At 71.0% G+C, this 24833-nt stretch carries 19 protein-coding genes and 2 pseudogenes; 7 read left to right on the forward strand and 14 right to left on the reverse strand.

Features of this window, described 5'->3' with window-relative positions; translation table 11 throughout:
- Positions 1 to 17: 17 nt before the first annotated feature.
- Positions 18 to 2804: an ATP-binding protein gene (locus ABIA38_RS14165; protein WP_424638943.1), complete on the reverse strand. Its 2787-nt coding sequence runs from the start codon at positions 2802 to 2804 to the stop codon at positions 18 to 20.
- 618 nt (positions 2805 to 3422) lie between these two features.
- Here ABIA38_RS14165 and ABIA38_RS14170 point away from each other — a divergent pair.
- Together ABIA38_RS14170 and ABIA38_RS14175 are read left to right on the forward strand one after the other, a co-directional pair.
- Complete coding sequence (locus ABIA38_RS14170) at positions 3423 to 4856, forward strand: phenylacetate--CoA ligase family protein (RefSeq protein ID WP_424638944.1); 1434 nt, start codon at positions 3423 to 3425, stop codon at positions 4854 to 4856.
- Positions 4853 to 5851: a hypothetical protein gene (locus ABIA38_RS14175; protein WP_424638945.1), complete on the forward strand. Its 999-nt coding sequence runs from the start codon at positions 4853 to 4855 to the stop codon at positions 5849 to 5851. Before ABIA38_RS14170 ends, ABIA38_RS14175 begins: the two co-directional genes overlap by 4 nt.
- 108 nt (positions 5852 to 5959) lie before the next feature.
- Here ABIA38_RS14175 and ABIA38_RS14180 read toward each other — a convergent pair whose 3' ends face one another.
- Positions 5960 to 6298 carry a hypothetical protein gene (locus ABIA38_RS14180; protein WP_424638946.1) on the reverse strand — a complete coding sequence of 113 codons (339 nt, stop codon included), beginning with the start codon at positions 6296 to 6298 and terminating at the stop codon, positions 5960 to 5962.
- Positions 6299 to 7507: 1209 nt separating this feature from the next.
- Between ABIA38_RS14180 and ABIA38_RS14185 the strand changes: the two genes are divergently transcribed.
- The gene (locus ABIA38_RS14185) at positions 7508 to 8431 is read left to right on the forward strand and encodes an ATP-binding cassette domain-containing protein (protein ID WP_424638984.1); all 924 of its coding nucleotides are present in this window, start codon (positions 7508 to 7510) and stop codon (positions 8429 to 8431) included.
- Entirely contained in the window at positions 8428 to 9159 is a 732-nt protein-coding gene (locus ABIA38_RS14190; RefSeq protein WP_424638947.1) for an ABC transporter permease, read from the forward strand. Before ABIA38_RS14185 ends, ABIA38_RS14190 begins: the two co-directional genes overlap by 4 nt.
- A gap of 234 nt (positions 9160 to 9393) precedes the next feature.
- Here the strand turns inward: ABIA38_RS14190 and ABIA38_RS14195 are convergent, their stop codons facing one another.
- The 7 genes and pseudogenes from ABIA38_RS14195 to ABIA38_RS14225 all read right to left on the reverse strand — a co-directional run bounded on the left by ABIA38_RS14195 (position 9394) and on the right by ABIA38_RS14225 (position 17557).
- On the reverse strand, positions 9394 to 11220 hold the full coding sequence (locus ABIA38_RS14195; RefSeq protein ID WP_424638948.1) for a thiamine pyrophosphate-binding protein: 1827 nt from the start codon (positions 11218 to 11220) through the stop codon (positions 9394 to 9396).
- Positions 11221 to 11362: 142 nt separating this feature from the next.
- Positions 11363 to 13042, reverse strand: a complete 1680-nt coding sequence (locus ABIA38_RS14200) for a flavin monoamine oxidase family protein (protein WP_424638949.1) — start codon at positions 13040 to 13042, stop codon at positions 11363 to 11365.
- Between the two features lie 186 nt (positions 13043 to 13228).
- Positions 13229 to 13912 (reverse strand): class II aldolase/adducin family protein, encoded by a 684-nt coding sequence (locus ABIA38_RS14205; RefSeq protein WP_424638985.1) that lies wholly within the window; start codon positions 13910 to 13912, stop codon positions 13229 to 13231.
- 71 nt (positions 13913 to 13983) lie between these two features.
- Positions 13984 to 14238, reverse strand: a pseudogene (locus tag ABIA38_RS14210) (class II aldolase/adducin family protein); the annotation flags it as partial.
- A complete protein-coding gene (locus ABIA38_RS14215) occupies positions 14238 to 15035 on the reverse strand; it encodes a nucleotidyltransferase family protein (RefSeq protein ID WP_424638950.1) in 798 nt (265 codons plus the stop codon). The pseudogene ABIA38_RS14210 and the gene ABIA38_RS14215, both read right to left, overlap by 1 nt.
- Before the next feature lie 693 nt (positions 15036 to 15728).
- Complete coding sequence (locus ABIA38_RS14220) at positions 15729 to 17258, reverse strand: MFS transporter (protein ID WP_424638951.1); 1530 nt, start codon at positions 17256 to 17258, stop codon at positions 15729 to 15731.
- On the reverse strand, positions 17255 to 17557 hold the full coding sequence (locus ABIA38_RS14225) for a hypothetical protein (protein WP_424638952.1): 303 nt from the start codon (positions 17555 to 17557) through the stop codon (positions 17255 to 17257). Before ABIA38_RS14225 ends, ABIA38_RS14220 begins: the two co-directional genes overlap by 4 nt.
- A gap of 48 nt (positions 17558 to 17605) precedes the next feature.
- Here ABIA38_RS14225 and ABIA38_RS14230 point away from each other — a divergent pair, with 48 nt between their 5' ends.
- Complete coding sequence (locus ABIA38_RS14230) at positions 17606 to 18259, forward strand: endonuclease (RefSeq protein ID WP_424638953.1); 654 nt, start codon at positions 17606 to 17608, stop codon at positions 18257 to 18259.
- A 121-nt stretch (positions 18260 to 18380) separates the two neighbouring features.
- Here ABIA38_RS14230 and ABIA38_RS14235 read toward each other — a convergent pair whose 3' ends face one another.
- Entirely contained in the window at positions 18381 to 18848 is a 468-nt protein-coding gene (locus tag ABIA38_RS14235; protein ID WP_424638954.1) for a nuclear transport factor 2 family protein, read from the reverse strand.
- Positions 18849 to 19042: 194 nt separating this feature from the next.
- Positions 19043 to 19861 (reverse strand): MerR family transcriptional regulator, encoded by an 819-nt coding sequence (locus tag ABIA38_RS14240; RefSeq protein WP_424638955.1) that lies wholly within the window; start codon positions 19859 to 19861, stop codon positions 19043 to 19045.
- A gap of 135 nt (positions 19862 to 19996) precedes the next feature.
- On the opposite strand from ABIA38_RS14240, the gene ABIA38_RS14245 reads away from it, so the two are divergent.
- On the forward strand, positions 19997 to 20311 hold the full coding sequence (locus tag ABIA38_RS14245; protein ID WP_424638956.1) for a putative quinol monooxygenase: 315 nt from the start codon (positions 19997 to 19999) through the stop codon (positions 20309 to 20311).
- A gap of 190 nt (positions 20312 to 20501) precedes the next feature.
- Here the strand turns inward: ABIA38_RS14245 and ABIA38_RS14250 are convergent.
- Together ABIA38_RS14250 and ABIA38_RS14255 are read right to left on the reverse strand one after the other, a co-directional pair.
- A pseudogene (locus tag ABIA38_RS14250) lies at positions 20502 to 20894 on the reverse strand (zinc-binding dehydrogenase); the annotation flags it as partial.
- A 268-nt stretch (positions 20895 to 21162) separates the two neighbouring features.
- Positions 21163 to 22026 (reverse strand): LysR family transcriptional regulator, encoded by an 864-nt coding sequence (locus ABIA38_RS14255; RefSeq protein ID WP_424638957.1) that lies wholly within the window; start codon positions 22024 to 22026, stop codon positions 21163 to 21165.
- A gap of 93 nt (positions 22027 to 22119) precedes the next feature.
- Between ABIA38_RS14255 and ABIA38_RS14260 the strand changes: the two genes are divergently transcribed.
- The gene (locus ABIA38_RS14260; protein WP_424638958.1) at positions 22120 to 22857 is read left to right on the forward strand and encodes an SDR family oxidoreductase; all 738 of its coding nucleotides are present in this window, start codon (positions 22120 to 22122) and stop codon (positions 22855 to 22857) included.
- Positions 22858 to 23276: 419 nt separating this feature from the next.
- Here the strand turns inward: ABIA38_RS14260 and ABIA38_RS14265 are convergent, their stop codons facing one another.
- Complete coding sequence (locus tag ABIA38_RS14265; protein WP_424638959.1) at positions 23277 to 24491, reverse strand: Dyp-type peroxidase; 1215 nt, start codon at positions 24489 to 24491, stop codon at positions 23277 to 23279.
- Positions 24492 to 24833: the final 342 nt, after the last annotated feature.

Genomic DNA, 24833 nt, shown 5'->3' on the forward strand with positions numbered 1-24833 from the left:
GCGTCATTTGACGTAAATCAAGGGGCCGCGTCGGCACTGCGGGCGCCCGCGAGCGCGTCGCGCAGGCCGGCCCGGGAGGTCACGCCCAGCTTGGGGAAGGCCCGGTAGAGATGGGAGGAGACGGTACGCGGGGACAGGAACAGCCGCTCGCCGATCTGCTTGTTGGTCAGCCCGGTCGCGGCCAGGCCCACGATCCGGTGTTCCTGAGCGGTGAGTGTGCCGACCCGCGGACCCGCGAGGTGATCGCGATCGCAGGCGTGCAGTTCGGCCTCGGCGCGTGCGGCCCAGGGCGTCGCGCCGAGCCGTTCGAAGCTCTGTGCGGCGGCGGCCAGGTGCGCGCGGGCCGGGGCGAGCGCGCCGCCGGCACGCAGCCGTTCGCCGTAGTACAGCCGGATGCGGGCGTGCTCGAAGGGCCACCTTTCGGCATCCTCGTCGGCCAGCGCCTCGCCGAACCACCGCAGGGCCTTCGCGTCGTTTTGCGACGCCAGGGCGGCGGACGCGCGCAGCACGATGTGCAGGCGCGGCGAGACCGCGTCGAGTCCCGCCTTTCGGGCCGCCGCGACGTGCTCGCGCGCCTTGTCGTACCTGCCGGTTCGTACCGCAGCCTCGACGGTGTCCAGGATCGCCCACAGCGCGTGTCCGACGAACGGGGCGAGAGTTCCGGCGGGCGAAATCCGGCACGCGTGGTGGTAGGCCGTCTCGAAGTCGCCCTGGGAGAGCGCGAGCATCGTCTTGGCGTGTGCGGCATAGCAGGTGATGGCGTGCGCGCGGCGGGAGCCGCCCCACTGGTCCATCCGGTCGGCGAGGGCGCGGGCGGTGGCGAAGTCGCCGCAGGCCGCGGACACACACGCGAGGACGAACTCTCCGGTCCAGGACCGCAGCGGGTAGTGGAACTCCGCGCAGAGTGCCAGCCCGTTGCCGACCACATCGCGAAGTTCGGTCCACCGGCCGGTGAGCCAGGCGTGGCTGCCCCACAGGAACGAGGCCTGGATGGCCGGGAAGTTGTTCGCGCCGCCGAGGCCGCCCCGCGCGGTGCGCAACAGCGGTTCGTCCATGGCGCCGAGGCGGTCGGCGTAGGCACCCGCGGTGCCGATGCGTACGATGCGGACCGGGTCGGCGGCCTCGGCCAGGGCCGCGACGGCGGCGTCGAGCCGGGCCCAGTCGCCCGGGCGGGCGCGGGCCGGGTCGGCGAAGGTGGCCCGCAACAGCCGCAGTGTGTCCGGGACCGAGGTGCACTTGGCCAGTGCCGTGTCGCACTCCGCCCACAGCCGTGGTCTGGCGCCGTAGACGCAGACGATGAGCAACGTCGACAGGGCCTCGAGCAAAGTGGGGTCGGCCGGGTCGTAGGGCTCGGGTTGCAGCGCGATGGCGCCGGCCAGGAGGCGGTGCGCGGTGTCGACATCACCATGGCTGTTGAGCAGATACATCGTGGCGGCCACCGTGGCGGCCAATGAGTCGGTATCCGGGTCGACTTGGCGTGCGTGCTCGAGGAGACGGGGTACATCGCGCAGGTCGCCGGTGATGTTCGCACCGACGTACGCGGCCTTGGCCAGCCGCCGAGCCTGCTCGCCCGCCGCCGGGCTCAGATCGGCGGCGCGTACCAGCGCCGCCACCGAGCCCGGTCCGTCGCCGCGGCGGGCGCTGACCTCCGCGGTCTCCTCGAGCAGCGCGGCGATCTGCTCGTCGGGCTCCTCCGCGGCCTGCGCCAGGTGCCAGACCCGCTGCTCGGGCACCCCGGCCCAGGCTTCGGCGAGCGCCCGGTGCACACTGCGCCGCTGGTCGCTGGTGGACAGGTCCACCACGGCGGAGCGAATGAGCGAGTGCCGGAATCCGAGGCGTCCGGTCATGTCGTCGACGTGGACGAGGCGAGCCCGCTCCGCGGGGGCGAGGTGCTTGAGATCGCACCGCCCGGCCACCGCCCGGCGCACCACCAGCAGATTGCCGCTGCCCTCCAATGCCGCCACGAGCAGCAGATGCCGGGTGGCCGCCGGCAACACGGTGATCCGGGCGGCGAAGGTCGACTGAAGCCGCCGGCTGAGCGGGATGCGTCCGGGCAGGGCCTGGCCGGCGCTGCGCTGGGAATCGGTGAGGACGGCCGGGAGTTCGAGCAGTGCGAGCGGGTTGCCCTCGGCATCGGCCATCAGGCGTCGGCGCACTCTCGGGACGAGCGACGGGAAGCGGCGGGAGAGCAGTTCCTCGGCCGCGGCCTCGGTGAGCGGGCCCAACTCGTGGAGCGGGAGGCCGCTGTGGTCGAAGAAGCCGTCGTCGCCGATCCGGACCGCACAGACCAGGCCGGCCCCGACCCCCACCAGCCGGCGCGCCGCCTGGGTGAGCACCACGGCACTGGCCGGGTCCAGCCACTGCGCGTCGTCCAGCACGAGCACGATGGGGCGGTCGCGGGAGAGATCCGCGAGCAGCGACACCAGGGCTTCGGCGACCGCCTCCGGCCCGGGAGCGGCGGCCCGTTCGAGGTCAAGCGCCGCGGCGAGCACGGGCATGCCGGCGATCCCGGCCCGCACGTCGGGAACGGAGGTCAGCAGCCGGCGCAGCGCGCCGTATCCGGTCCGCGCCCGGTATTGCACGCCGATGGTGTGCAGTACGCGCACCCCGGCGGCCCCGGCCCGCCGGGCGAACGCCGTGAGCAATGCCGTCTTCCCGACGCCCGGCTCCCCGAGCAGCGCCAACGACCCACCATTGTACCCGACTTCGGCCAGGAAGGCGTCGAGCCGGGCCAGGTCCGCCTCCCGGCCGATCAAGGTTCCGTCGCCCGCGCCGGGCGTATGGCCGCCGGTGTGGTCGTCCATGACGATGCCTCCAGGTGTCCGTAGCGTTCGGCGCCGGGCAGCCGGGCATCCCCGGAGGGTCGCTCGCGGTGGTCGTGAACGAAGTCTGCCACCGCGGCGGCGACCGGTGCCCCGGCGCACGTCGGCCGGGGCACCGGCGTACTCGAACTTCGCGTACTCCGTGACCGGCGTGGGTGTCGTGCGTTCGAATTCCGCCGGGGGCACCACGCATTGCGCTCGCGCTCCGGACCGGCCGCCGGGACGGTGACGCGTGCATTCCGCCAACTCGCGGAGAATATATGCACGGAAGATATACGCGCGGAAGATATACGCCAATCGCATGTGCCAGTAGCTGAAGGCCAGTTCGCCAGATTGATCTTGACAGAAGATGGAACGCACATGAACATCGTTGTGGCCCCGCTGACCAGTGGGGCTCCAGTTAAGAACTGAGACACGGGGTATTCGAATGTCTGCGATGGTTTCCACTCTCAAGCACACCAAGTACGTCATGGGTTCGATGACCGCGGTGCTCTTCGCCTTCTGCATCAGCTAATCCGAGCACGGGTGGGGTGGGCGGCCACGGTCGCCCACCCCATCACGGGGCCGGGGACGGGGGCGCGGTGAGGGCGGAAAGGGAACATGTTCGACGCGGGGGTAAGACAGTTCCGGATGGCGCTGGCCATGGTGCGCGGCCGTCCGATCAACGTGCGTTCCGCCGAGCGGCTCGTCGAGGACGCCCTCGCGACGCTCGCCGAGTTCGGCTCGCCCGGTGAGGACGTCGAACAGTTGCTGCGCGGCGCCGGCGCCGACGCCGGTGAGACACAGATGCGCACCGACCTCACGAACCGGGCCCTGCGCCGTACCGCGAAACGCCTCGCCGCGAAATCGCCCTTCTACGCGGACCACTTCGCCGCGGCGGGCGTCGACCCGGCCACCCTGAGCCTCGAGAACATCGACACGGTGCCCGTCACCACCAAGACCGACCTGGCCAAGCAGTCCCGAGACTTCCTGTGCAGCGAGCCCTTCCTCGCATCCCGCACCACCGGAACGACGGGCCGGCCCACGGAGGTCTGGTACTCCCGCTACGAGGAGCGCCTGTGGCCCGCGCTCGTCGCCCTCTCCCAGGTACTGCGCGGCAACATCCGCACCACCGACCTGATCCAGTTCAACGTCAGCTCCCGAGCGACCGGCACGGCGTACACGGAGATGCAGGTCGCGCGCATGGCCGGAACGACGATCCGGATGGTGGGCCTGATACCCCCCGCTGAGACGCTGGACGTCACGGCGGGAACCGACGAATCGGCGCCGACGCTGATGGTCACCTACCCCAGCTACCTGGGTCAGCTGGTCCGCCTGGCCCGCGAACGCGGGCTCGGGCCCGCGGACTTCCGGCTGCGCAGCATCACCGTGGGCAGCGAAGTACTCTCCCCCACACTCGCGGCCGCCGCCGAGGCCACCTTCGGCGCCGCCGTCGAGGACCTCTACGGCATGACCGAGATTTCACCGATCGCGGGCGCGATCTGCCGGCAGCGGCATCTCCACATCGACGCGGGCGTCGGACTGGTGGAGGTGTGCGATCTCGACACCGGAAGGAAGGCCGCGCCCGGAGAACTCGGCACGATCGTGGCCACCCCGTTCTATCCCTACCGGGAGTGCATGCCGGTCTTCCGCTACGACACTCGCGACCTGGTGCGGCAACTCCCCGACGCACCCCTCGATTGCGAGATGCACAACGTAGCGGCGACCTCGCACATCCTCGGCAAGGCGGACCATGTGCTGCGCACCCACGACGGCCCGGTGACCTCGCGCGACATCGTCGAGGTCCTCGATGCGCTGCCCGGCGCGCGCTGGCCGATGCGCTACCGCGCCGACGTGGTGGACGGTCGACTGCACGTCACGGTGGCCGCCTCCTCGGTACCGGAGACGACCGGCATCGCGCGTTACTTCGCCGATGCGGGCATGGATGCCACAGTCGACGTCGTACCGGTGGAAGGAACCCAGCTGCGTCGCCTCCGCTGCGATCTGCTCGAGCACAGCTTCTCCTCCATCGGGTCCATCGGGGGTGCCGCATGACCGCCGCACAGGACGCGTTCTTCGTGCTCGTGACACTCGCGATCGCACTGGGCGTCTCACTCGCCTCGGTCGGCTACTTCCGGAAGGTCACGCTGCCCCGTCCCGCTGTCGGCGTCTTCAACGGCAAAGACATGGTCGTCATGATGGGCTTCGTGATCGCCCTGCCCTTCTTCTATCTCGCCCTTCCGGGCTGGCTGTTGCCGCCCGTACTGGGGCTGACCATGGCCGGTGGGCTCAGTGTCGGTTACGGGGCGGTCGTGCGGCGGGGGTTGGTGCGCTGGTCCCTGATCATCTGCCTGATGGCCGCCGACTGGATCACCGCGCGCAGCGCCGAGGACGATCCCACCCACGCCCTGCCGTACTGGCTGATCAACAGTGTGGTCATCCTGCTGATGGCGGTCGGCGCAGCCAACCTCAACACGCAGGGTGGGTTGAAGCTGCGGCACGTCTCCCGCTTCGCGCTGGCGCTCGCCGTGTACGACCTCTTCTTCGCCACCGTCGTACCGCTCACCCAGAAGCTGTTCGGCGCGGTACAGGGCTACGCCTTCGCACCGTCGGCCGGGCTGCGCATCGGCGAGTTCGGCGCCGTCGTGGGCATCGGCGATCTCCTGGTCTACGCCCTCTTCACCACCGTGGCCTACAAGTCGTACGGACGTCAGGGGCTGACCCTGGCCCTGTGCCTGGTCGCCGTGTTCGGCGCGCTGGCACCGACACTGACGCCGATCACGGTTGAGGCCCTCACCGGACATCTTCCCGAGATCGTGCCCGCGCAGCTCTTCTTCGGTCCGGCCGCCTTCTTCGGATACCTCGTGCTGCGGCGGAGCGGCCCGGAGCGCCGCATGATCGACGTCCGCCCGCCCGCGCCACCCACGCGGCTCACGCCGGCCCCCGGAGAACTGGAGACCGCGGGCGCTTGGGACGTCGCCCGCCGCCGTCTCGACGAGCAGGCCGCCGTCAACGCCGCCCCGGGCCCGGCCGGGCAGCCGGACGCCTGACCGCAGGCGGGATATCGACGGCGATCCGGTTGCTTCCGGTCATGATCGGAGCCGTGCGCGTGCGTGGACCCGGGTGGCGGAATCCCCGTCATGGGACGGGGGTTCGGCTCATGACGGTGGTTCGCCCGCGTCGAGTACCGGTGCCGGTCGGCGCAGGGCAGTGAGGTGGTCGGCGAGGCGGTCGGGGTAGCGGCGGTCGGCGTCGACGGTGGAGCCGTCGCCGTCGGAGACGCAGTCCCCGAACGCGAGCGCGTCACCGGCCGGTTCGCCGTCGGCGGGGACGACGGCCCGGGCGGCGCCCGAGAACGTCAGGGGGCGCGCCGAGTTCGCCTCGACCGCGCCGCCGGTCGCGGTGCGCGCGATGCTTGCCCTGGCGATGTGCCTAGCGGTGATGCCGTAGTCGTTGGCCAACCGGGCTCCGACGCGTCGGGCGTCGGTTCTGCCCACTGATCGGTGTCCCGACGGTTCTCGGTGACCCTCGGCGGTGTGGGTGGACCCGTACGGGCGCGAGTTCCGGGTGATCGCGTGTGGCGGGCCCGGGAGGGGTGCATAGGCGGGATTGGGGGAGAGCGCCCTGATCCAGGAGGTCTGCATGCGTCGTACGTCCCGTGTCGAAACTCGTTGTGGCCGCACGTTCATCCTCGTGTGTGCCGTCTCCGCGGCGGCGCCGACGTGTTCGGTCCCCTCCGGCGGTGCCCCGGGCGGCGCGTCGGTCACCGTCGCGCACATCGCCGCGGCGAACTCCGCCCGGGCGGGCGCCGACCCGGCCGCCGACGGTTCCGGGCCGCTGCGGTTGCACGGCGCCGGCGAGACGATTCCGACCTCCGCCTTCCGCGGTTTCGAGGGTGACGCGGTCCACGTCGAAATGGATGCCCGGACGGATGTGGACGGCGACCCGAAAACGACCGGCGGGCACTTTCGCGTCACCCACGTCCACGTTGACGGCCGCCCCGTCGCCGACTTCGAGGGGGATGTCACCTGCCTGGCCGCGGGTGGTCGGGAGGCGATCGCGACGGGTGTGGTCACCGGGGGCGAGGCGCCGTGGTTCCCGGGCCTGCCGCTGATCGGGCGGAAGGTCGCGATCTCGGTGGAGGACGACGGACCACACAGGGACCGACTCGGCTGGGTGTGGGGCATGTTCGGCACACCGGTCTCTCCGACTGCCGGGGCACCGTACCGTTCATCGGCACCACCGGCGGTGGCTTCACCATCCGTCGCTGACCCGCCCGACCGTCGTCTCCGGCGGCGGCGAGGTGTGGGTCGCACGTTCCCCGTCCTCCCGCGGCGGGGACGCCGGCCGGTCCCGGGACACGCGAGGGACGTGCGCGACGTATACGGCTCGGCCCGTCGCGCGCCTGCGGGGATTTCCTCCGGCCGGCTCGGGACAGGCAAGGGACCGCGACCTCACGTGTGCGGGACACGGTCTCGCCCACGCTGGAACACGAGCGGCCCGCCCGCCGCCGGTGGCGGGAGGTGGTGCCTGTCGCCACCGGAATCATCGAAGGCGGGAGGACGCCGCGTGAGCATCGTGTGCCGGTCCCCCATGGCTGTCCCCGACCACGCGTCGCCGAGGCGGCCGATCGAGGAAGGAACATCGTGCCCGAAGACCAGCGACACCCGTCGGACATCCCCGCAGTGGACTTCCGCGGCGTCTCCATGCACTACGGCGCGGTAAAGGCGGTGAACGACCTCAGCCTGTGTCTGCCGCAGGGCCGGACGATCGCACTGCTCGGACCCAACGGCGCCGGCAAGTCGACCTCGATCGACCTGCTTCTGGGTCTGCGCAAGCCCACCGGCGGGACCGTACGGGTGCTCGGCGGCACGCCCCGCCAGGCGGTCCGGGCGGGCCGGATCGGGGTGATGTTGCAGTCCGGCGGAATGATGCGGGAGGTGACCGTCCGCGAGTTCCTGACGCTGATCACCCGCCTGCATCCCAGGCCGCTGGAGATCGACGAACTGCTCAGCCGCGCGAACATCGCCGACATCGCCGACCGCAAGGTGGACAAACTCTCGGGCGGTCAGACCCAGCGGGTGCGCTTCGCCGGCGCGATCGCGGGCGAGAACGACCTGCTGGTCCTGGACGAGCCGACCACCGGCATGGACGTGGAGAGCCGGCAGAGCTTCTGGCACGCGATGACGGCCGAGGCCCGCCGGGGCAAGACGATCCTCTTCGCCACCCACTACCTGGAGGAGGCCGACCAGGCCGCCGACCGGGTGGTGGTGATCAACAAGGGCCGGCTGCTCGCGGAGGGCACTGCGGCCGAGATCAAGGCACGCGCGGGCTTTCGCCGGGTGACCTTCCGGCTGCCGGGCATCGCCGAGCAGCAACTGCCGGCGCTGCCGGGAGTCCGGTCCCTGGACGTCACGGGCGGGCTGGTCCGGATCCAGACCTCCGACTCGGACGCGACCCTGTACGCCGTGCTGGACGCCGGACACCGTCCGACCGAGATCGAGGTGACCGCGCTGGGCCTGGAGCAGGCATTCATCGCCATCACCAACCAGGACGACAACGGCCGAGACGAGGGCGACGACCGTGCGGACGACGCCGGCCGGCCGCCGGCAGCGGAGGACGAGCGATGAACGGCGTACCGGCACTGACCCGGCTGGAGATCGTGCGGGTCTTCCGCAACCGCCGGGTGATGTTCTTCTCGATCCTCTACCCGACCCTGCTCTTCGTGGTGATCGGCGGCAGTGCGAAGGGCGAGATCTCCGGGGTCCCGGTACGGAACTACTACATGGTCGCGATGGCCCTGTTCGGCGCGCTCGGAGCCGCACTGATGAACAACGCGCAGAAGATCGCCCAGGAACGCACCGACGGCTGGATCAAGCAGCTGAGGCTGACCACCCTGTCCGGCAACGGCTACGTGATCGCGAAGACCACCTCCGCCGCGCTGCTCACCCTGCCGGCCATCGTGGTGGTCTTCGCGGTCGGCGCGGGGATGGGCGTCCACCTCCGGGCACTGGTCTGGTTGGCGGCGACGCTGATCATCTGGTTCGTCTCCTTCGCCTTCACCGCGCTGGGCATCGCGATCGGCTACGCCGTCCCGCAGGACAGCGTGCAACTGGTCTCGATGATCACCTACATCGCGATGGCCATCCTCGGCGGACTCTGGTTCCCGCTCGGCAGCGGCACCATGGCCGACATCGGCAGCGCGCTGCCCAGCTACGCCGCGCGGCACTACGTGATGAACCGCGTCTCGGGGCTGTCCGGCGACGGCCGCGACCTGCTGGTGATCACCCTGTGGGTGGTCGGCGCGATTGCGTTCGCCGGCTACGTGTATCGACGCGACGCCAAGATCGAAGCATGACCGGGCGCACCGGGACCGGATCCCCGGCCCCGCCACGGCCAACCTCGCACCCGTAGCGCCCGCCGGATCCTGCATCGCCGCGGCGAAGTCGGCTACCGCGCTGTACTCGGTGCCGGTGCGGATCCAGGTGTTCACCGCCTTGCGGACCTGCTCGCGTGCCGGGGTGTGGAGGTAGAAGCCCAGGTTGGCCCGACCCGGGGCGTGTCGCAGTTCGGTTGTCGCCGAGGGCGCCGGTCAGGGGCAGTCGGCGAGTTCGTAGGCGAGCGCGCGTGGGAAGTCGTGGCGGGCGAGGCGCAGTCGTACCAGGAGTGGTCCCGCGTTGATCGGGTCGGTGGGATCGGCGAGTCTGGCGAAGAGTGTGTCGAGTGCGGCGCCGTCGGAGATGGTGATGCCGGTGACGGGTGTCTTGTCGGTGCGGAACACCTCTGCCAGGCGGTCGTAGTTCCACGGGTGCAGGACGTTGTACCGGGCGGCCGTGCCGGGCGGGTAGGGCTTCTTGTAGTAGCAGGGGTCGATCAGCATCTGTTCGATGCCGTAGAAGTTCTCGTTGTCGAGGACGAAGACCACCGACCGCAGTCCCAGGCGGGTGTGGGTGGAGATCTCCTGGCAGGTCTCCTGGAAGGCGCCGTCCCCGGCGAACACCATGGGGCGGGTCGGCTGCTCCTCGCCGCGGCCCAGGACGGCGCCGACGGCCGCGCCGACCGTCCAGCCGATCGACGACCAGCTGTCCTGGGACAGGTAACAGCCCGCGGGCAGACGCAGGTTGAGCGACGCGGTCTGGGCGAAGCCGGTGTCCACCAGGACCGTCCAGGACTGGTCCGGTCGGGTCGTCAGGAAGCCGTTGACCCGGGTGAAGAGGCTGTCGTACGTCAGGTCGCCGGGCGGCGATTCCTCGGTGGCGACCGCCGCGCGGAAGGCGGCGGTGCTCTCCGGCACGTCGAGTCCCGCCGCCTTGGCGTCGGCGTAGTAGTCCGCCTCGAGGCCGCCGCGCCCGTACTCGGCCACCAGTGCGTCGCGCAGGGCCGGAATGAGGGGGGCCAGTTGTACGTCGGGGAAGTATGTGGTGCCGACGCTGATGCCGCCGTGTGCCGCCACCGACCAGTCGGTGCCGATGGTGTGTTCCCCGGAGAGGTTGTTCGAGGTGGTCCAACTGCCCAGGCCGATACGGCAGTCGGCCCATTCCTTGAAGATCCGGCGGACGGCGGGATCGGTCGCACGGCCGTTGTACACGCCGACGAACTGGGGAAGGTTCTCCGAGACGACGGCCTTGGCCCCGATGGTGGTGCAGTACGGGATCCCGGTCTCCGTCAACAACGAGATCAACGAATCCCCCAGTCGGAAGCGGTCGATCTCCTCTCCCGCCCACAGGATCGGGCGCGGGCGGTTGCCGACCCGGTTGTTCTCGACGAATGCGAGGATCGTGTCCACGGCGTCCTTCAGCATGGCTTCGCCGGCCGGGGTCGGGGGGCGTTCGCGGCGTTCGATCGTGCCGAGGGGTTCCGCGCAGGGTGCGTCCCAGAGGTCTTCCAGGATCTCCAGGTAGACGGGGCGGCGTTCGGACAGGCAGGCGGTCAGCGCGTTGTCGATCTGGCCGGGGGCCAGGCCCGGATTGGAGATCGCCTGCGCGTCGACGGTGACCTGCCGGAAGACGTCCACGTTGCTGTCGGGGCGGCGGCCCATGTGCGTGGCGAGCAGGCCGACGGCGCGATAGTTCTGCCACTGCTCGTAGGTCGGCGAGGCGTTGATCGCGATCAGTGGCACGTACTCGACATCACAACCACCGACAGCGTTCAGCAGGCCGAACGAGCCGACGCTGTAGGTGACCGCCGCCGCCCCGATCCCATGGACCCGGGCGTAGGCGTCGGCGGCTTGGCCGGCGCCGCCCTCGGTGGGCGTGCCGACCCACTCCACGTCTCCCTCGGCCTCCAGCACGTCCAGGAACGGACCCAGATGGTCGCCCGGGACCCCGAACAGGTGGGTGATCCCCAGTTGGCGCAGCCGGTGGAGCAGGTAGCGGGCCACCGTCCAGGACGGCGGGGTTTGGGGTTCGTGAATGTTCATCACGGGTTCTCCTGATTCGTTGTCGAGCGGCTCGTGGCTTGTTGGCGTGCGGCGTGCGGCGTGCGGCGTGCGGCTTGTCGGCTTGTGGCTCGTCGAGCTCGAAACGCCCTGCATCGCCCTCCGGCTCCGGGGGGACATCGCGTCAGCGCAACCCTTGGGTCAGCGCGACGGAATCGGGGACGACGACCTCCTCCGAAACCGTGAGGGGCATGATCCCGAGGATCTGTTGGACGACGTAATGGGCCGACATCATCGCGCCCTCCTGCCAACCGGGCAGCGGAGAGATCTGGTCGCCGGCGACGTAGAACGCGTCACCGCCCTCGGGCTGGAGCAGTTGCTTGTAGGCCTGCCGGTGATCCTCCCGATCCGGCTGCCAGTCCGCCCAACCCCCCAACTGATAGGGCACTTTGTGCCAGGCGATGGAAATGCCCTTGTCCTGGGGCACGAGGGTGGTGTCGGCGAACTCGGGGTGCAGCCGGGTGGCGCCCTCGCGCGCGAGGTCGAGGCGCTTCTGCGGATCCAGGTCCCCGAGTTCCTCGGCGTCCTGCCCGTAGTTGTAGGCGCCGGTGAGTGTGCCCTTGTCGGTGAAGTAGTCGTTGGACGGATACCACAACTGCGTGATGTTGTGGCCGATCCGGCTGATGCCCCCGTAGATGCCCTCGCCGGAGTCTCTTCCGCCTTCGAGATCCCCTTCCCAAAAGCGCCGGTTCGCCTGCCAGCCGACCTTGCAGGTCTTCTCGAACTCCACGACGTCGACGGCGCGTTCGAACGCGCCGGAGAAGCCGCTGCGGGAGACGTGCCCGAGCACCGGGACGGGGATGCTGCTCACACAGTGCCGGGCGTCGACCTCGAACGATTCGCCGTCCTTGAGGTAGGTGACGCCGACGCGGGAGCCGCCGGGGTGGATCGTGAGGTCGGTGACCTCGGCGCCGAGCACGATCGTGGCGCCGACACCCTCGGCCTCGTGAGCCAGTGCCTTGACGATGTGGTCCATGCCGCCGACCGGCTGGAACATCGTCGCCTGCCACTCGTAGTCGACCGGTTGATAGAAGCGGTACTTCCAAAAGCCGGAGTTCACCAGGTCCGCGAAGGGCAAGGCCGGTGCGGGTAGCGGGAATTCCTCCACATCGGGGTCGTGGAGGTAGCCGGAGCGAGTGGAGCCTGGGTACGCCCCGTCGTCGTCGAGCGCCCCGAACACCCGCAGCAGATCCCGCAGTTCATCGGTGAGCGGGTCCCGCTCGACCAGGGTCTCGGCGAGCCTCGCCGCGAGGTGTCCGCGCGTGTCGTTGGCCACCCGACGATTGCTCCAGGCGGTGTCCCCACCCGGCGGGCGAACCAGGTTCGCCGTGCTCTCCATGACGTACGGCTCGAGCGCGACGCCGAAGTCCCGGCAATATCGGAGCACCCGGCGGTGATGGTAGGGGATGCGCCCGGGACCCATGTTGAGGTACATGCCGTCCTCGAAGCCGCAGGTGTAGGTGAGTACGGGCCGCCCGGTGACGGAGTCGATCTCATGGAGTCGGTCGCCCGCGCGGACGGTACGACTTCGACCCCCGACCCGGTGCTGCGCCTCCAGGACGGTGACCTCGTGGCCGAGGGAGCCCAGTTCGTAGGCGGCGGTCAGACCGGCGACGCCGGCGCCGAGGATCAGCACCTTCAGGCGCTCGGTCGGTGCCGCCCGCGCCGGCCGCAGCGGGCCGACCCATCCGGTCGCCGCGGGCCCGGCCCGGCCGATCATGGCCTGGCGCAGCGCGTACGTGGCCTCGCCGAGGGCGCCGGCGTCGGTCACCGAGTCGGGAGCCGGCTTGCTCGAGGGGGTCATCTGCGTCTCTCTTCTCGCGAAACGGGATACTCGGCGCCCGCCGCGCGGCGTTGGCCGATCTCGGTCGGCGGCAGCGGTTCGGCGTGTCCGGAATCCGACGCGCGCCGCGGAGGGGAACGGGCCGTCGCCTTCCGACGAGGATCCGGGATGGCTGATCCGGGACGGCTGATCCGGGACGGCTTCGGATCACGAGGCCCGCGAGTGCCCGCGAGCGTTTCGATTCCGGTGCGTGCCGGGCCGCTTGCGCGCCACGCTAGGCCGCCCGCCGCCCCGGGCGCCCGGGGCCACAGTCCCGCGCATGTCCCACCCCCACGCCGTCGGCGGCCGGGATCCGAGGATCTGCTTTCCCGCGCCGGGCGCGGACGATCGGTGCCCCGCCACGACGACGCGATCGGCGATCGAGGTGTCGACGGCTTCGTGCGCGATCGGCACGAGCGCGCGGTCGTCGGAAACGTCGCGCAAGCCGGTGAATCGGGCGCCGGCCGACGGGGTCCGTGGCCACGACCGGCTGGACGGCCCCCGCGCCGTCGCCGTGTCGATTTCGACCGCTTTCTCGTCCGTCGGGGATGAGGACTCGTCCCGCACCTCGTTCGCCTCCGGTGTCGCCATCGAGCCACCCCTCGCTCCCGTGCCGGGCGCCTGAGCGGCTGCGGCGATCTCGGCCTCGGCGCTCTCCTCGAGCGCCGTCGGCAGGTCGGCGGCGTCCGCCGGGTCCGGGCCGAACACCGGCAGGCCGTGGTTGGCCGGCAGCATCGCGGACGTCGTCGGGTGCTCTTCCGGGGCCTGGGCGGTGCCGCGTACCGAGACGTGCGATCCGCGTGGTCCCCACGGCACCGCCGGTACTTCCTCGGCCGGTCCGAAGCGCAACATCGGCTCGGTGCGGGGCACGGCAGTGGCCGGTGGGCCGCGGCGAAGGCCGTCGCGGCGGGCGAGTGGGTGTCCAGGACCGCGCCCACCTGCGGGCGGGCGCGGTGGACGACGCTGCGCACGGCGACGATCTCGGCGCCGGCCGGCTGCGGTCGGCCCCCGAGAACCCGTCCGTCGAAACCGACGATCATCACCTGTTCGGGCCGAAGCCCGCGGACGAATCCCGGGGTCGACAGGAGGCGATCGCCATCGAGGCGGGCGCTGAGGTCGGCGTGCCCGGAGTGCGACATCACTCCCGCCGCGAAAAGCCGCTCGGACAAGCGCCTCATCACGACGTGCCCGCCGACCGTCGGGCGGCGGCGAGTTCACCTTCGAGTCCGGCCAGGTCGTGCGGGGTGTTGACGGCTCGCCACATGCCCTCGACCGGGTATCCCATGAGCTGCCCGGCGCCGGCCAGACGAGCGAGTGTGCCGGGTACGTGGTCGCCGGTGTCCGGGAGCAGGCCGACCACCTGCGGGGCGAACAGGTAGACGCCCGCGTTCACCCGGCATCGCGGCGCGGGGTCCGGGACCAACGCCGTCACCAGCCCGCGTTCGTCGCACTCCATGCCCTGGCCGGGGAGTCCCGGCCCGGCCAGGGCCACCGTCGCCGGCGCGCCGTGCCGCCGGTGGTACGCGGCCATGTCGGCCAGAGCGAAACCGGTCCAGATGTCCCCGTATGCCGCCAGCCAGGGCTCGTTCGGGTACGGCAACTCCCCGGCGGCCCGTTTGAGTGCCCCGCCTCGCCCCAGCGGCCGTTCCTCCACCACCACCTGCACGCGCAGCGGCACCCGTGCGGAGCCGAGGTAGTCGACGATCACCTGCGCCAGATGCCCTGCCGAGACGACGACGTGCCGGACACCGCATCCGGCGAACCAGTCGATCTGATGGCGCAGGATCGGCGTGCCGTCCACCTCGACCATCGCCTTCGGCCGGAACCGCGAGAGCGGGAGCATCCGCCGCCCCAGACCACCGGCCAGAACGACGGCCTGACGCACCGGCGACCCCTGTTTCGCCCGAACCCCGGCGGCGGCGTCGCCGTCCGACTCGCAGGCACCGTCGACTTCACCGAGGTATGACACACTCACGCACGGTAGTCCATGCCACGGCCGGCCGCCGGTCCCCGCACCGTCGGACGCGCGGACCCGGACGTGAAGTCGACCGGGGGCGGCGCGCGTTGCGGATTCGTCAGCACCGGCCGCGAGAAGAGCCACCAGGCAGGGAAGCCGCGCGGACGGTCCGGCGAACTCCCCGGTGTTCCGGTCCCGCGTCGAGGCCGGAGCGATGGGGGAGGACGCCACCACCGAGGGGCCGGGACCGTGCCGCACGACGCGTGACGAACCCCCGGCACGGGCACCGGGCTTCGTCGTTGCGGGGGCGGCGTGGGCTTCTCGTGCGTACCCGTATCGATGACCCCTCCCTCGCGGTGACGTCGAGTCATCATCCCGTGACCGGCCGCGTGATCGCCGGTGCCCGACGACGGGCGGGATGAGGCCGGGTCCGAGCGCCGGGATCGAGGCTTGCCCCGACTGCGGTCCGGGGGCGAAGACGCCGTTGGCGAATGCAACGACCGACTGCGGTACGTGACGTCGGTCTTCGGGTCGAATTTGCCGGCGGCATCCGGTCCTGGGGGGCGGTACGCGCGTTGGCCCCGGGTACGGTCCGGGCGTCGCCCGGAAATACAGCGGACTTTGCGGCTGTCGGGGAACTGCGACTTTCCGCCCATCCATCGAGACCTCGCCGCCGGGTTGTCAGGTGGTACTCGGTGAACCCTCCTCGACTCAGGATCCACCGCCGGCTCGGCTGTCTCCTGCTCGGCGTAGTGCCTTTTCTCGCACTCGACGGACCGAGGAAGCCGAGGCGTTTTTGGACGCGTCGGGCGTCCCGGGCCCCTTCGCTGTCCTCGTCGGGGTGACCAGGAAGATCGTGGCCAGGGTGAGGGCGGCGGCCAGCCACGTGGTGGTGTGGAAGGCATCGGTCAAAGCCCGGGTGGTTTCCGGGGAGGCGCCCGCTTCCAGCGGGGACGCCGAGGTGCCCGGGGGGCGGAGGAGGTGGTAGGTCACCGTGGTGATCGTGCCGAAGACGGCGATGCCCAGGCCGGCGCCGGCCTCGTAGGAGACGGACTCGATGCCCGCTGCCGCGCCCGCCTGGGCGGCGGGCGCGGTGGCCATGATCAGGTTCGAGGCGACCATCTGGACCAGGCCGTGGCCGAACCCGATCAGGGCCAAGCCGAGCGGGACCACCGCGCCGGACGCGACCAGTGCGTACCCGGTCGCCGCGAGCAGCAGGCCGGCGGGCACGCCCGCCCGCGGCCGGTGGATTCTGGAGAGGACCAGTCCGCCGGCCGGCCCCGCCACCGTCGCGGCCAGCGGCATCGGGATCAGGTACAGCGCGGCGGCCTTCGCCGACCGTCCCTCGGCGATCTGCAGGTACTGCACCAGTTGGAGCTCGAAGCCGACCATCACCAGCACCGGCAGCACCGAGGCCACCACCCCGGCGCGCAGTCCGGGCAACCGGAACAGGGACAGGTCCAGCATCGGGTGCGCCAGCCGCCGCTGTCGTCGTACGAACAGGACCAGTGCGGTCGGACCCAGCACGGCCGGGACCGCCACCTCGGCGACCCCGACGCCGTCATGGGTGAAGGCGATGATGGCGTAGGCGCAGCCGAGGAACCCCACCATCGAGAGGAGGGGCGAGGTGACTTCCCAGGGTTGCCGCTCGGACTCGACCTCGTTGCGGAGCAACAGCGCCACCGCGGGTACGGCCAGTGCCACGATCGGCAGGTTGACCAGGAAGATCGAGCCCCACCAGAAGTGCTGGAGCAGGAAGCCGCCCACCACCGGTCCCAGCGCCGACGCGCCGGCGGCGACCGCGCTCCATGCCCCGATCGCCACCGCGTGGTTCCGGCCGTCGCCGAAGGTCTGCCGAATCAGCGCCAACGTGGCCGGGATGATCATCGACGCGCCGACCGCCAGCAGCGCCCGGGCACCGATCAGGGCCCGCGGTCCCGGTGCCACCGCGCACAGCGCCGAGGCCGCGCCGAAGACCACCAGTCCGGTCAGCAGCAGTCGTTTGTGTCCGATCCGGTCGCCCAGCGGCCCGCTGACCAGCACCAGTGCGACCATCAGGAGCGAGTACACGTCCACCGCCCACAACAATTCGGTCGGGGACGCCGGTAGTTCGTGGGCGAGAGTCGGGACGGTGATGGTGAGGATGGTGACGTCCATGGCGGCGGGCAGAAAGCACAGCAGCACCACGGTCAGCACCAGCCGGCGCCGGGCCGCCCCGACCACGGGTGGCGTGCCGGTCACCGGCCGAGGTCCAGAGCCGCCCTGCTTCCGGTGATCGGATCGTGCAGCTCGGCCGGGCTGAGGTCGTAGAACATGCGGCTCAGTCTGCCGGTGTCGAGATCCGTCGGTTCGGTCGGGACCACACCTCGGTCGGCGTGTCGGAGCGAGGCAACGAGCGATCCGAGCAGGCGCAGCACGTCCGGCAGATCCAGCCCGGTCGCCAGGCCGTGGAAGCGGGCGCCTTGAACACCCCTTCCGCGTCGCCGACCGCTGTCCGTCGCACGGCGGCCATCCGGGTATGCCCACGGTAGACAGGTCACCCGGTTCGTCGTGTGTGCCGTCGGGTGGCCGGAGGCGGGAGGCGAATCATGGGTACCACCGTCACCGGGGACCGCCGGGTGAGCGTGCTGCTGTCCGAGGCGGGAACCACATACGCCGAAGAGGCCGGCATCCGGCTCGCGGACACGCCCGCACCGCTGTGGCAGTTGCTGGTGCTGAGCAACCTGGCGGCCACCCGGATCAAGGCGTCGATCGCCGTGCACGCCGCGCGCGAACTGTTCGACGCGGGCGGCCGGACGCCCACGGGCATGGCCGAACTGACCTGGCGGCAGCGGGTGGAAGCGCTCGGGCGGGCGCACTACGTGCGCTACGACGAGGGCACCGCGACCCGGCTCGGCGCGTGCGCCGACCTGGTCCGTGAACGCTACGGCGGCGACCTGCGCCGGCTCGCCCGCGACGCGGATACGCAGTGCGACCGCGTCGAGGAACTCCTCCGGGCGTTCCCCGGCATCGGCCCCGCCGGCGCCCGCATCTTCTGCCGCGAAGCCCAAGCGGTCTGGCCGTTCCTGCGCCCGACCCTCGACGGGAAGGCACTCGACGGCGCGCGCCGCGTCGGCCTGCCGAGGACACCCGACGCCCTGGCCGAACTGGTCGCCGACGACGACCTGGCACGCTTGGCGGCGGCGCTGGTGAGAGTGGCACTGGACAAGGAACTCGCGGAGCGGGTCAACGCAGCCCCGTGACTTGCGCGACCCCGTCCTCCCTTGGGTTTCGAATCCGTACCGGTGCCACCGAGCTTTCACACCGGGCACCTGCGGATCGAGCGTAGCTTCGGCGACCCGTGCGCCTCCCCGGCCGGGCGGTTCAGGGAGTGCTGGGGCGGGTCTCGGTCCAGTCGACCATCAGGCGTCGTTCGGCGAAGAACCACTCGCCTTCGTGCTTGACGAACCGGTCCAGGTAGCGGATCGACGCGATCATGATCGTGCGCTCGGCGTCCGCGCCGTAGGAGATGTGGTGGGCCAGGCAGTAGCTCTCGCCGCTCGCGCGGTCGCCGTCCAGTGTCACGGTGTTCTGGCCGTTGAAGTGGGTGGTGGCCCGGTAGGCGTTGAGGTTGTCGAACACCGGCGCGAGGGCTTCGCGCCCGTGCAGTTCCTGGGTCGGCTCGGACGCGGAGGCATCCATGAACACCAGGAAGCGGGTGTCCTCGGTGAACAGGGCCATCTGCCCCTTGGCGTCTCGACGGTCGGCGCAGTGGGCGTAGGCGTCGACGAGTTCCCTGATGGCCAGCCGGTCGGCGGCCTCCTGGGGTGGGATCGAATCGTGAGCGGACATGGCGACTCCCTCGCGAACCAGGTGACATCTGTACCAGGTGACACCTGTATGAGAGCACCGGTGGCGGGGCCGCTCAACCGGCGGTGGAGGTCCGAGGGCAGCGGTCGGGAACTGCCGGGCCGGTTCCACCTGCGGGGCCGTGGGGGCCGGATTGCCCGCCTCCACCGGATTGCCTGTGCTTAGCCGTTCGAGCGTCAGCCGTTCGAGCGGAAGATGGGCCAGCCGACCTCGGTGACCCAGTCGTGCTCGTCGGCCACGTCGAGGGGGCTGCGCAGGTAGAACTCGCGCAGCGGGCCGGCCACGCCGATTTCGTGGCGTGCGGCGTAGGTGCCCAGGTCACCGTAGGTGAGATCGATGGTCTGGAGGGGTCCGCAGTGGACCGCGACCACGAGTTCCGCGCCGGGCACGACAACCGCGTCGATCCGGCCGACCGGGCGCGCATCGCCGTCGACGGGGACGAACACGAGCGCCTCACCACGCTCGTCCTGGAGCAACTCGCTTGCGAACAGACCGGCCATCGGGCCGGTGCGGCGCAGTCCCCGGGCCGCGACGAAGCCGTGCAGCTCGCCGAGGGCGCCCTGCCACCAGCTCACCACGTCCGGCCGGTCGACGACTTCGCGAATGCCGATTGCCGGCTGGTCACCGACCGTGCGGTACTCGATGGTCGACCCGTGCGCCGGCCGGGACAGCAGCTCGCGCAACGACTCGACGGCGCTCTGCGCCTGCACGAGCCGGTCCTCCAGTCGCGCGAGATGCGCGCTGATCAACTCGTTGCGGGTACTCACGTCCGCTGCGGCCAGCACCGCCTTCACGTCCGCCACGGGCATGTGCAAGTCGCGCAGGCGCAGGATCACCTGTGCGGTGGGCACCTGATCCAGGGAGTAGTACCGGTAGCCGGTGCCCGGGTCGACGTCGGCCGGCGCGAGCAATCCGACGTCGTGGTAGTGCCGCAGCGTCTTGACGCTCAGATGGCTCACCCGGGAGAACTCGCCGACCGTCAGGCCTGTGTGCATGGCGCCAGTATCAACCCTCCCCGTGCCGGAGGGTCCAACGGAAGACCCGCGGTTGACTCTCCGGTCGGGGTAGGGCGCAACGTCTTTGGCGACGGCACCGCGTTCGCGGAAGGAACTTGAAAGGTAGGACATCCCATGAGCACCCTGGTCACCGCCGAATTCTTCGCTCGGCCCGGCCGCGGCGACGACGTCGCGAAGCTGCTGTTGGACATCCTGGGCGAGAGCCTCGAGCACGAGGGCTGCGAGGAGATCCGCATCCTGCGCGACCGGAGCGACGCCGACCACGTCACCGGCCTGACCCAGTGGACCGAGGCGCACAACTACACCGACTACCTTGCCTGGCGCACCGCACGCGGCTTCACCGCCACCTTCGAGGCGATGCTCACCCGCCCCTTGGTGATCCACTACTACGACGAGATCTACCGGGGCCAGGGCATCGCGGCGCGCTGAGCGCCCCAGGCCAGGACGGGGCCGTGCGGCCGGATGGCAGGAGGGCCGACAGGTCGGCTACTCGCGGTCGAGCGCGTCCGCCACGGTGGTCGCGGAGGCTGCTGTCGGTGCCGGCATCGCCCGCACCCCGGACACCACGCAACGGGGCCGATGCCCCCCGGCCGGTCGCGGCCGGAGGGCATCGGCCTCGGATGCGGACCACGATCTTCCCTCGCGTGTGTCCGCGCTCGGCGTATGTGTGTGCTTCCGCGATGCGTTCGAGTGGGTAGGTCCGCTCGATGCGTGGTGTGTAGCGGCCCTGCCAGCCGAGTTCGCCCGCTTCGGCGAGGAGTGTGGAGTCGTTCTCCGCGTTGGCCAGATGCACACCGAGGCGATGCGCGTTGGCATGGTCGGCGATCGTGGCCACGCGAGCAGGGTCGCCCACGATCGCGACGAGATCGGCCAGGGACCCGGAGGCCGCGGTGTCGAGCGCGATGTCGACACCGTTCGGAGCCAGGGTGGCGAGGCGCTCCGCGAGGCCCGTGCCGTAGGTGGTGGGAACGGCTCCGAGAGAGGTGAGGAACTCGTGGTTGCGCTCGCCGGCCCTTCGACGCGGCCTGAACCGGCCGCTCGTGAGATCGGTGGGTGAATGTTCGGCGGGCGCCGACGCCCCTACGCCAAAACCTGACGCTGCTGTGAGGTGCAAGTCGGGCGGGCCACCCGAACCGAGGGGACCGGGTGCGCATCGGTGAGGTCGCCGACAAGGCGGGAGTGGGCGTCCGGGCGTTCCGCGATTACGAGGAACTGGATCTGCCCCAGCCGTGGCGCAAGCCGTGGCGCAACCTCGGCGGCGGTCGGCGGCATCGAGCGGGTCATAGCCGTGTGGCCGTGCGGATCAGCCCGGCGAGGGCGAGGGAGCGGCTGTGCGCGGGCCAGGCGATGTGGGTGACGACAGGGGGTGCGTCGGTCAGGGGTACGGCGGCGTGCTCGGCCCACAGCCACGCGCGGGCGGAGTCGGGGAAGACGGCTGCGGTGCGTCCCAGGGCGATCAGCTGGGCCAGCTGCGTCTGATCGTGGATCTCGGGACCGGGGCCGGGTGGGTACGTGCCGTCGCGGGCCCAGCGGGCGAGCGGAAGATCGGGGATGTCACCGATGTCGGCCAGGGACAGAGCCTCGTGCGCTGCGAGGGGGTGCCCGGCGGGCAGGATGGCGATCTGCCCCTCGGTCATCAGTTCCTCGCTGTCGAACCCGGCGAGGGAGTTGAACGGCGCGTGCATGAGCGCCACATCGGCGCGGCCGTCGCGCAACATCTCTTCCTGCTCACAGGTCCCGCTCGGCAGCACCTCGATCTCGGCGGCGTCGGGCTCGGCCGCGTAGGCGTCGAGGAGCTTGTGCAGCAGCTCGTGCGACGCGCCGGCCTTCACCGCCAACACCAGGCGGTTGCCGAGGCCACCCGGATGATCGGCGCCACCGGCGCGACGGGTGCGACGAGCAGCGGCGGTGGTCGCGTCGAGGGCTGCACGGCCCTCGTGCAGCAGTACTTCTCCGGCGCCGGTCAGGGCGACACCGCGGCGGTTGCGTTCCAGCAGGGAGACGCCGAGGCGCCGCTCGAGCTGCTGGATCGCCCGGGACAGCGGTGGCTGCGCCATGCCGAGGCGTTCGGCGGCGCGGCCGAAGTGCAGTTCCTCCGCGACGGCCAGGAAGTACCTCAGCTCGCGGGTCTCCAAGGTGTCCATGTCCACCACACACCTCCGTGATACCTACCGGGTATGACAGGGCACTGTATCGGTGTTGGATGTGCCGCTCGTCCGCGAGCGAACATCGACGGCATGAGCGAAAAGAAGATCGCGCTGGTGACCGGCGCGAACAAGGGAATCGGGTACGAGATCGCGGCCGGGCTGGGCGCTCTCGGCTATCGGGTGGGCCTGGGAGCCCGCGACGAGGCCCGGCGCGAGGCCGCCGTCGAGAAGTTGCACGCCGCCGGGGTGGACGCATTCGGGGTGCCGCTGGACGTGACCAGCGACCGGAGCGTCACCGCTGCCGCGCAACTGATCGAACGTCAGGCCCGGCGCCTGGACGTCCTGGTCAACAACGCCGGCATCTCGGGAGAGACGGGCCCGGGGTGGGCGCAGGACCCGACCACGCTCGACCTCGACGTGGTCCGCACAGTCGTGGAGACCAACGTCATCGGTGTCATCCGGGTGACCAACGCGCTGCTGCCCCTACTGCGGCGCTCGACGTCGCCACGCATCGTCAACGTCTCCAGCGCCGTCGCCTCCCTGACCCGACAGGCGGACCCGGCCATCGAGATCGGCCCCATCATGGCGGCCTACTCTCCGTCGAAGTCGTACCTCAACGCCATCACCGTGCAGTACGCCCGGCAGTTCGCCGGTACCAACATCCTCATCAACGCCGCCTGCCCGGGCCTGGTCGCGACCGACTTCACCGGATTCCAGGGACCCCGCACTCCCGAACAGGGCGCAGCCACCTCGATCCGGCTCGCCACGCTGCCCGACGGCGGCCCGACCGGCTCGTTCTTCGAGGACGACGGCGTCATCCCCTGGTGACCCCGAACCCGTCGTGGCCATGCCGTGGACCCCGGCGTGCTTGACACGACCGAGGAGACCGAGGTCGGCGGCGCGGGGATACCACCGTTCCCAGTCCGACAGGCCGTCCGCCCGGTGTCCGGGTACATCTCGCGCGGGCTGACGACCTTGCCTGGGACCGGCCTGCGGTGGGTGCGAACACCGGCCCCGCGTACGGCACTTGAGCCGGCGGGGCGGCAACCGCGCAGTGCCCGCTTCCCAATTCGCGGTCTCCGGCGCGAAGTCCTCGCGTACTTGGCTGCCGCCGCCTCGGAGAACGCCCCGAGCACTCGCCCCGGATGCCGATGGCGACCTCGATGCTCGGCTGTTCGCCCTGGGGGACGGCCACGGCCGCGGGCTTCGGCGGATTGCCGGTGGGACGCCCGGACGGGGACCTGCTCTCATGTCCAGAGCTGTTCGCCGAGTATCCGGCCGGGTTCGGCGCCGGGTAGTACGTAGGCGACGGCTGATGCCTGGTGTTCGATGAAGGGGGTGAGTGCGTCGCGGGTGGCGAGGCGGTTTTGGACGCGGGTGAAGAGGGCGGGGTCGCGCATGAAGGCGCAGAAGAGGAGGCCGCGGTCGTTGGGGGCGTCGTCGTAGCTGTGGCTGCGGCGGAGCATGCGGGCGCCGGTGTCGAGGCGGGGGCTGCTGAGGCGGACGTGGGCGGTTGCGGGGATGAGGTAGGAGCCGTCGGGGTTCTTGGCGTAGATGTCGGGGTCTTCGTGTTCGGTGGTGCCGGTGAGGGGGACGCCGTCGGTGACGCGGCGGCCGATGATGGTGTTGCGTCGTTCCTCGGGCAGTGTGGTGAAGGCGGGGATGTCCATGCGGATTCTGCGGTAGACGAGGATGGTTCCGTGTCGGTGGGGTCCGGGTGGGCCCCAGACCCATCGCTCGGCGGTGGTGTCGTCGGGGTTGGCGGTGCCGTCCTTGAGGCCGAAGAGGTTGCGGGGGGTGACGCCCGGTGAGGTGTGGGGGAGGAAGCCGGTCTGCGTCCAGCGGGGGACGGCGCCGGCGGATTGTGCGGCGGTGGTGGCTAGTTCGGCGACGACGGCCAAGGTCCAGCGGTCGGCGGCGGACAGTTGGAGCAGGATGTCGCCGTTGCCGCGTGCCGGGTCCAGGCGGTCGCCGGGGTGGGGCGGCAGTTCGGCCAGTTCGGGGGGCACGTTCAGGGCGAGCCGGGATGCGAGTGCGGGACCGATGCCCACCAGGGAGGTGAGCCGGGTCGTGTCCGCGCCGCCCTGTAGGCGCGGGTCGGGGAAGGTGCCGGCGGCCGCGGCGGACAGGGTGCGGGTCAGCGCGGCGAGGATGTTGCGCAGGGTCTCGCGGTCCGCGGCGACGGACGTCGGGGCGAGGTCGAAGGACAGGATGTGCGTGGCGGGCAACTGAGGCGCCGTCACGCCGGCTTGCCGCAGACCGTGGAAGGGAATCGCCGCCGCCGGCGACGGGGCACCGGACGCGCCACTACGGCGCTGCGCCCGGCCGCTGTCGGTCCTGCTGTCTGCCGCCGCGCCGACTCCGGCGGCCAGCGCCGCTCCGGTCGCGAGCAGGGCTCTGCGTCCCAAACCGGATGCGGCAGGTCGCGCCGGCTCCTGCGGACTTTTGGGTTCGGTATGCATGGGCGATATTGCAGACGATAGCGCACCTGTCGTGCAACTCCTGCCCCCGCACTGCCCGTTCCCTCGCCCGATGTCCCGATTTGCCGTCCCCCGGACGAGGCCGCTGCGGCACCTGTCGCTGGTGCTCGTGTGTGTCGCGATGGCAGCCGCGGGTTGCTCGTCGGCGGAGTTGCCGATCCCGGCAACTGCTTCACCGGCAACTCGCGGTGCGGGTCGCCGTTCTTGGTCCGGGCAGGCGGATGCCTTTGCTCACGTGGGTCGAAGGCAGAGGGCGGGTTCGCGAACCCGATGGTCCGCGAACCCGCCCGAAATGCGTCGGTCGGCGGTCGACCTCGGCCGCCG

This window comes from Embleya sp. AB8 (genome assembly GCF_049739465.1).
Classification (GTDB): domain Bacteria; phylum Actinomycetota; class Actinomycetes; order Streptomycetales; family Streptomycetaceae; genus Embleya.

Bases quoted from the DNA above. Each gene is read 5' to 3' on its own strand.
- ABIA38_RS14260 (WP_424638958.1), top strand. From the start codon at position 22,120: ATGAGCGAAAAGAAGATCGCGCTGGTGACCGGCGCGAACAAGGGAATC.
- ABIA38_RS14165 (WP_424638943.1), bottom strand. From the start codon at position 2,804: ATGGACGACCACACCGGCGGCCATACGCCCGGCGCGGGCGACGGAACC.
- ABIA38_RS14170 (WP_424638944.1), top strand. From the start codon at position 3,423: ATGTTCGACGCGGGGGTAAGACAGTTCCGGATGGCGCTGGCCATGGTG.
- ABIA38_RS14235 (WP_424638954.1), bottom strand. From the start codon at position 18,848: ATGTCCGCTCACGATTCGATCCCACCCCAGGAGGCCGCCGACCGGCTG.
- ABIA38_RS14240 (WP_424638955.1), bottom strand. From the start codon at position 19,861: ATGCACACAGGCCTGACGGTCGGCGAGTTCTCCCGGGTGAGCCATCTG.
- ABIA38_RS14265 (WP_424638959.1), bottom strand. From the start codon at position 24,491: ATGCATACCGAACCCAAAAGTCCGCAGGAGCCGGCGCGACCTGCCGCA.
- ABIA38_RS14200 (WP_424638949.1), bottom strand. From the start codon at position 13,042: ATGACCCCCTCGAGCAAGCCGGCTCCCGACTCGGTGACCGACGCCGGC.
- ABIA38_RS14245 (WP_424638956.1), top strand. From the start codon at position 19,997: ATGAGCACCCTGGTCACCGCCGAATTCTTCGCTCGGCCCGGCCGCGGC.
- ABIA38_RS14230 (WP_424638953.1), top strand. From the start codon at position 17,606: ATGGGTACCACCGTCACCGGGGACCGCCGGGTGAGCGTGCTGCTGTCC.
- ABIA38_RS14205 (WP_424638985.1), bottom strand. From the start codon at position 13,912: ATGTTGCGCTTCGGACCGGCCGAGGAAGTACCGGCGGTGCCGTGGGGA.
- ABIA38_RS14255 (WP_424638957.1), bottom strand. From the start codon at position 22,026: ATGGACACCTTGGAGACCCGCGAGCTGAGGTACTTCCTGGCCGTCGCG.
- ABIA38_RS14190 (WP_424638947.1), top strand. From the start codon at position 8,428: ATGAACGGCGTACCGGCACTGACCCGGCTGGAGATCGTGCGGGTCTTC.
- ABIA38_RS14175 (WP_424638945.1), top strand. From the start codon at position 4,853: ATGACCGCCGCACAGGACGCGTTCTTCGTGCTCGTGACACTCGCGATC.
- ABIA38_RS14185 (WP_424638984.1), top strand. From the start codon at position 7,508: ATGCACTACGGCGCGGTAAAGGCGGTGAACGACCTCAGCCTGTGTCTG.
- ABIA38_RS14195 (WP_424638948.1), bottom strand. From the start codon at position 11,220: ATGAACATTCACGAACCCCAAACCCCGCCGTCCTGGACGGTGGCCCGC.